Source organism: Acinetobacter sp. YH12227 (genome assembly GCF_013417785.1).
Taxonomy (GTDB): Bacteria; Pseudomonadota; Gammaproteobacteria; order Pseudomonadales; family Moraxellaceae; genus Acinetobacter; species Acinetobacter gandensis.
On sequence record NZ_VPDH01000055.1, the window covers coordinates 20,083 to 27,006 of the forward strand.

The following is a 6,924-nucleotide window of genomic DNA, read 5'->3' on the forward strand; positions in this document are numbered from 1 at the left end:
CAGGAGTCATACCTTTAGAATGAATCTAAAAAGCCCCGACAGGATGTCGGGGCTTTTTTATTTATATAGCAATACGTTGTTCTGCAAATAGCATCTTCAGTTACTTCATCGTAAATAAGCCATTTTTAAACAAAACTTACACCCTGACAGCAAAACTGTACTTATAATCGCGAATGACATCGAACAAAATATACGCTGTGTTTTTAGCAGCCTAAATGTCACCGCTTAGGGATTAAGCGATAACAATAAAAAATCAAACTAATAATTCGAGAATTGACTATGCAACTGAAGTACGACCAGTTAAACAGCTTCACCCGTATTTTTCATGCCGATCCAACTCATAATAGCATGCAAGATTTAGCTCAATATATTGGTGCACATCGCCAAGAGCTCATGCAGCAAATCCATAAAAATGGCATTGTGCTATTTCGAGGATTTCAGGTCGAACAACCTGAACAATTTAATCAGTTGATTGAGCAATATTTTCAGTTTCAACCGTGGAATGCGTTTAACCCTAACATGCCAGGCTGGGTTGCATCTTGGCTGCGTAAATACAGTGAACGTATTTTAGGTGCAGGAGATTATCGACGTTATATTGATCGTAATACAGTGCAACTCGGACCCGTGGAAAATTCAGTACAAGGTCCACATGTTGAAGGCGGTGTACGTTCCGAACGTTCACGCTACATTGCCTTATTCTGTCAGGAGCCTTCGACCTATTTGGCCGAAACAGGATTCAATAATTTAGAACATATATGGGAAAATTTACCCAAGCATCTTCAAGAAAAATATTTAGGTGCATGGAATCATTTTTCATATGTTTCTGCGCGAAAAATCAGTGTATTCGATCGCTTATTATTAAAGAAAAGTCCATTCAGTTTAGAAATGCGGCAGGATAAAAAGGCTAAATTAACCCTACAACGTTGTCCACTCGTGATTCATCATCCAGACACCAAAAAACGTGTGATTCAACCTTGGGCTTTTGCGAATAATACCAATCCATTTGCGCATCGGGCCGCTAAAGATTGCTTTTTGAATCGTGGGGAAATTGAGATTGATTCCACCGCAGATGGCATGCAATTAACTTGGGAAATTTACAATCATCAAGGTCAACAAATTGAGTGGACTGATGAAGAAAAACAGCAATTTTTTAATGCCATGTATCAAGATGCTTTATTGTTGCAATGGCAAAAGGGGGATGTCGCCATTGTAGATAATATTAAAATTGCGCATTGGCGTATGAATGGCGAGCAAGGCAATCGTAAGTTAATTCAGATTCAAGCCAATATGTTTAACGCGGATGAGCACTATGCAGCTTAACTGAAGTATGTCATTTAATGGATGTACCAAATTAGAGAAGCCCCGAAGGGGCTTTTTTTTTAAATTTTAAATTTTGGTTATTTTTTGATCGCACTTTTCGGTTCAATATTGAATAACCATGCCTTTTCTCCATCTTCAATGCCCCAAATACTGCCATCTTTGGCTTCAATGAGTCCACGAATACGCTGTGGCATGGCAATTCGTTGTATTTCTTGGACAGGTTTAAGCTCTGTATCAACAATTACAATCGCTTGTGAAGATAAGCCACCAATCAGCGCCTTATTTTTCCACTGTGGGAAACGATCGCCCTGATAAAACATCAGACTGGATGGTGAAATCACAGGTGTCCAACTGATGAGCGGTGCTTCAAATTCAGGACGTGTATGATGATCTGGAATCGGTTTATCATCGTAATGATCACCATTTGAAACGATTGGATAGCCATAATTTTTAGCTCGATGTACCAAATTAAGCTCATCCCCTCCTTTCGGACCCATTTCCAGTACCCAAAGCTGTTGTTTAGAATCAAATGCGAGTCCTAAGGGATTACGATGCCCTAAACTCCACACTTGTTGTGCAATCGGACCTTGAGTCTGAAATGGATTATCTACAGCAGGAGTTCCATCACTATTTAAGCGTAGCACTTTACCCAAATTAGACTGCATATCTTGTGCAGGATCGAACTTCTGACGTTCACCTGAACTAACCCAAAGTTTACCATCTGTACCAAAGTGCATCCGATGTGAATAATGCCCTTGACCTTCTACTTTCGGTACTTGCTGCCAAATAATTTTTCGCTGTTTTAAGCTCGGTTGTGCCGCTGTTAGATCAAGCTGAGCGCGCTCAATCACCGCCCCATAACCGCCTTTTCCAGCCTCGGCATAACTGAGGTAAATAAGACCGTTTTGGCTAAATTGCGGATCAAGCACAATATCGCCTAAGCCACCTTGACCGCCATAAGCCACTTTTGGTGGGTTCTGAACTGTGATCTTCTGTTGAGTCGCGGGATTAAAAATGACAATCTGACCTTTTTTCTCCGTCAATAAAAAACGTCCATCTGGGAGTTGTTGAAACGCCCAAGGCTCATCAAATTGAGCAATGTTTTTAATTTGGTAATCTTGCTCAAGTTGCTGTAGTGATACTGAATTTTCAATATTTTTTTCTAATTTTTTCGTGTTATTTTCTGCATGACAAGCACTTGTCGATAAGATACCCAATAACACACAAGCCGTTCGAAATGTCACATTCATTTTCATTATCCAATTCCTTATCCCTTTATAATTATTTGATTCTAATAAATTAATTATGTGAAATATTGAAATAATCGTAACAGGATAATTTTGTACGCTTAGGCTTACACGTGATGCAGATTATTACGGCTATTCAATTTATTCAAACAGGCCTAATCTACAGTTATCAGGAAACAGGAAGTTTCCGAAACAGAAAAACAATAAGAATAGTTTCTGCATCAGGACGTGAGATATGACATGGAGTTGTATCTAAAATACGAAATACGAAGAAAACCCCAACAGGATGTTGGGGTTTTTTTTTCAAGCTGATTTTTTAAGAGTTCACGCTAATCTAGAACTTTCGCATAACATCTCTGTCAAAACTTCTTACAGTTTCCTGCGAAATTATTACATACCCAAATCCGTCAGCTTGTTAGCGTGGTAGACAATCCTCATTGCAAGGAGCCAATCATGACTTTAAAAGCTTTAGTGATAACGTCAAATGTCGGTGTTGAACATGACGAGCTGATCCAACCCTTAAATTATTTAAATGAAAAGGGAATAGAAGCCATTCATGCCGCTATTAAACATGCGGTCGTCCAAACAGTAAAAGCAGACAAAAAGGTCGAAGCTGAAGTTCAACCCAATGCCCAATTAAGCAGCGTAAATGCTGAAGACTATGATGTGTTAGTAATTCCGGGGGGAACTGTCAATGCAGATCATCTACGGATCGATGAAGATGCGCTGCGACTTATTCAAAACTTTGCTGACCATCAAAAACCTATTGCTGCAATTTGTCATGGTCCTTGGGCGCTCATTAATGCTGAACGAATTCGTGATAAAACTCTGACGTCCTATAAAAGTATTCGTTTGGATTTGGAAAATGCGGGTGCGCATTGGGTTGATGAGCAAGTGCATCGCTGCAATACGGGCGGTTGGGTGCTAATTACTTCTCGTTGTCCAGATGACTTGCCTGCGTTTAATCAAGCGATTCAGCAGGAGCTTGAGCAACAGCAACAGCAACAGCAACAGCAACAGCAACAGCAACAGCAACAGCAACAGCAACAGCAACAGCAACAGCAACAGCAACAGCAACAGCAACAGCAACAATACTAAAATGAAAATACCCGCATATTGCATGCGGGTATTTTATGAATAGACATTATAAAATATATGGCTTACAAATTTTTTAAGTACGCTACCACATCATCATTGCCTGCCATTTCTGCAAGCTCTAATGCTGTGTATTGGGTTTTGTGCTGTACGTCTGCCCCTTTCTCTACCAAGAGCTTCACTACGTCCAAATAGCCGTTTTCCGATGCTGCATGCAGTGCGCTATAGCCTTCTTCGTCGGCTGAGTTTACATCAGTGCCATTTGCCAAAGATTTTTCGACTTCAGCCAGTTCCCCTAATGATGCCCAGTACACCAGTTCAGGCAGATGTAGTTCTTCATCATCTTCGGGGATTGGGGAGATAGAATTAAATTGCATATATATTTCCTAACTTTCACTTAGCTTAATGAGCTTTTGATAAAGATCACTCTCCAATCGTTCCAATCCTTCACCATTTTTTAAATAGGTTAAGGCTCTATGGTGAATCATATCAGATGGGATATCATTTACACTTTGGGCCAAAGGAATAACCAATTTACCTAATGTATGAGCAATTCCTGTTTCATACATTACATTAGGATTTTTACCACTAAAATCCACAATTACTATTTTAGATTTAAAAATTAAGTCAAAGATATCTTGAATAATTGTACTATTATCCCAAATATCATCAGCCCTTAAGCATCTTAAATTAGCTCTTTCTGCGGCATTCTTAATAGCACTATAAACATTATCAAAACCTGAAAAAGGCATCATTACCGCTACAAGATCATTTTCAACGTTCACTTCAGGTACTGCAAATACTGAAGGAGAAAAGGTGATCTTTTTTTCTGCTATTTGATTCGATACATGCAATGTATCTTTATCTCCACTGCGATGATCTAAATATTCTTTAATTTTTTGTAAGTTCTGGGGATTATCTATTCGGATTGTCTTAAGAACATCAATAATACACGCCCCATAATCCCCATCCCCCCAACTTAGACTTCTTAGCAACCTTGGATGATTACTAATAATATGATCAGCATTTACTAGGAGGCCAAGCTCACTCCAATCAGTAGCATCAAACTCTTTTTCTATTATTCTCTTTAAATCTAAGATAAGTCGATTACTTTCTTCCTGATTATTATTCGAGGTAAAAGTTGAATTGTACATATAAATATTTTTTGTGATTAGATTTCACTCATAATAATATACAGATAAAAATAAAAAAGCCCCCTTACGGAGGCTTTTCTTTTTAAAAATCACAACTTATGCTTTCGCAGTAGAAGCATCTTTTACTTCAATTTTATCGCTGTCATTTTCATGCATGATCAATGCAACCGCAATTGCAGTAATTAGCACAGGTAAACCCACTGCCATGAAGTTGAAGTGCGCAGGTAAGTTCATACCGAGCAAACCACCAATTAGAATAGGCCCTACAATCGCACCCATACGTCCAATCGCAGAAGACCAACCAATACCTGTCGAACGTACAGCAAGTGGGTAATACTGCGCCACATAGCTGTACAGCAGCATTTGCGAACCAATAGATGCTGCACCTGCCAAGAACACCAAGATGTATAGCAAGAACTGATTCGATTGGAAGCCCATCAAGCTCATTACAATCGCACCCATCATTCCTAAAACCATCAATACAGGTTTTAAATGGAAACGGTCAGCCAAGATGCCACCGCCCACAATACCTACAACAGCACCCACATTCATGACCATCATGAACATCAAGCTGTTATCCATAGAATAACCGGCTGCCATCATCAGTTTTGGTAACCAGCTGCTTAGCGCATACATGGTCAATAGGCACGTAAAGAACGCAACCCAAAACAATAATGTATTTACGGCACGACCACGGCGGAACAAACTCACCACGTTAGCAGCTTCAGGCACGCTTTCTTGCGGTAAAGTGAACACTGTATTTTCAGTCACTTTCACTTCAGGCGCTAAGCGCTTCACGATACTGCGGGCTTTTTCCTGTTTGTTTTCTTTCACCATAAATGCCAAAGATTCAGGCAAAAATTTCCAAATGACAGGTAAAAGGAAAAGTGGAATCCCCGCAATAAAGAACATGATTTGCCAGCCAAAGTCAGGGGTGAACCATGAACCTAAAAGTGCCGCCATCACACCACCAACGGCATAACCACTAAACATCGTCGTGACGAGTGTGCTACGCATCTTCTGCGGTGCGTATTCGGACGTTAAAGCCACAAGGTTAGGCATTACACCGCCAATCCCTAAACCAGCCAAGAAACGCAAAATACCAAATTCTGTTGGATTCGACGCAAAGCCACCAGCGAAAGTCAAACCACTAAACAAAACAATACAGATCATAATGACTTTTTTACGGCCAATCTTGTCTGCGAGTGAACCAAAGAACATGGCACCAAACATCATACCTGCCAGCGCAGTACTGGCAAGCATTCCCGCTTGCATCGCACTTAAGCCCCAGTCTTGCATGAGTAAAGGTAAAACCACACCATTGATTGCTAGGTCGTAGCCATCAAATAAAATAATCAATAAACACCAAGCCACAACATTGAAGTGGAACGGGGTAAACTTAGCCTTATCGACTACAGAATTTATGTCTATTTTTTCCGTTGTCATCGTTCTCATCTCCCATGAGTACTTGTCCATAACATTCATTGAATATTTCACTAATATTCAATAGCGACGGAATATACGGAAGTCAGATTTCTAGCGATATTAGACGTATGTTTAATGAGATATATGCATTCTAAATATATGTTTATTCATTTATTTTTCATGTTTTTTTATGAATATTATTTAATTATCAATATATGATTTTAGGCCTATTTTTTTAAGCTTAAATACCTATTTATATTCAGTAAAATCTTTCAAAATTTAACCAATCCTTTAATTAAATTAAAGATAGTTTTTTCTAATGCTAACTGAAAGCTTGAGTGTTTGTTTAAAAAACATGCTCCAACTTATTTTGTCGCAGTTCTTTGGAACTATTTAATCTGTTTCATAACGATTATTTGATGCTAAAAGCTCTGTAAATACGCTTCTTGAACCGTTTTTAAACCTACGATTTGATGGAATATTTGATCTAAACGTTGCTAATTTTTCCAAGGTCTCATCCTTTTTTATAATGCCTACTCCCCTTATCCTTTTTTATTGCATAAAAAAATCCCCCTATCTCATAAGAGTTAGGGGGATTTTGAATAATGAGCTGGCGATGACTTACTCTCACATGGGTAACCCCACACTACCATCAGCGCTAAGAGGTTTCACTTCTGAGTTCG

At 39.1% G+C, this 6,924-nt stretch carries 5 protein-coding genes and 1 pseudogene; 2 read left to right on the forward strand and 4 right to left on the reverse strand.

The genetic code is table 11. The features are described 5' to 3' along the window. Nucleotides 1-279 precede the first annotated feature (279 nt). The gene (locus FTV09_RS12330; RefSeq protein ID WP_180058490.1) at nt 280-1,320 is read left to right on the forward strand and encodes a TauD/TfdA family dioxygenase; all 1,041 of its coding nucleotides are present in this window, start codon (nt 280-282) and stop codon (nt 1,318-1,320) included. A gap of 77 nt (nt 1,321-1,397) precedes the next feature. Here FTV09_RS12330 and FTV09_RS12335 read toward each other — a convergent pair whose 3' ends face one another. After that, complete coding sequence (locus FTV09_RS12335) at nt 1,398-2,570, reverse strand: PQQ-dependent sugar dehydrogenase (RefSeq protein ID WP_373685028.1); 1,173 nt, start codon at nt 2,568-2,570, stop codon at nt 1,398-1,400. 450 nt (nt 2,571-3,020) lie between these two features. On the opposite strand from FTV09_RS12335, the pseudogene FTV09_RS12340 reads away from it, so the two are divergent. Continuing rightward, nucleotides 3,021-3,557 (forward strand): annotated as a pseudogene (locus tag FTV09_RS12340) (type 1 glutamine amidotransferase domain-containing protein); the annotation flags it as partial. A gap of 170 nt (nt 3,558-3,727) precedes the next feature. On the opposite strand, the gene FTV09_RS12345 reads toward FTV09_RS12340, so the two are convergent. From FTV09_RS12345 to FTV09_RS12355, 3 genes are all read right to left on the reverse strand, one after another. Then, entirely contained in the window at nt 3,728-4,039 is a 312-nt protein-coding gene (locus FTV09_RS12345; RefSeq protein ID WP_067761805.1) for an ankyrin repeat domain-containing protein, read from the reverse strand. 9 nt (nt 4,040-4,048) lie between these two features. Further along, complete coding sequence (locus FTV09_RS12350; RefSeq protein ID WP_067761807.1) at nt 4,049-4,816, reverse strand: hypothetical protein; 768 nt, start codon at nt 4,814-4,816, stop codon at nt 4,049-4,051. A 96-nt stretch (nt 4,817-4,912) separates the two neighbouring features. Beyond that, entirely contained in the window at nt 4,913-6,262 is a 1,350-nt protein-coding gene (locus FTV09_RS12355; protein ID WP_067761810.1) for an aromatic acid/H+ symport family MFS transporter, read from the reverse strand. Nucleotides 6,263-6,924 lie beyond the last annotated feature (662 nt).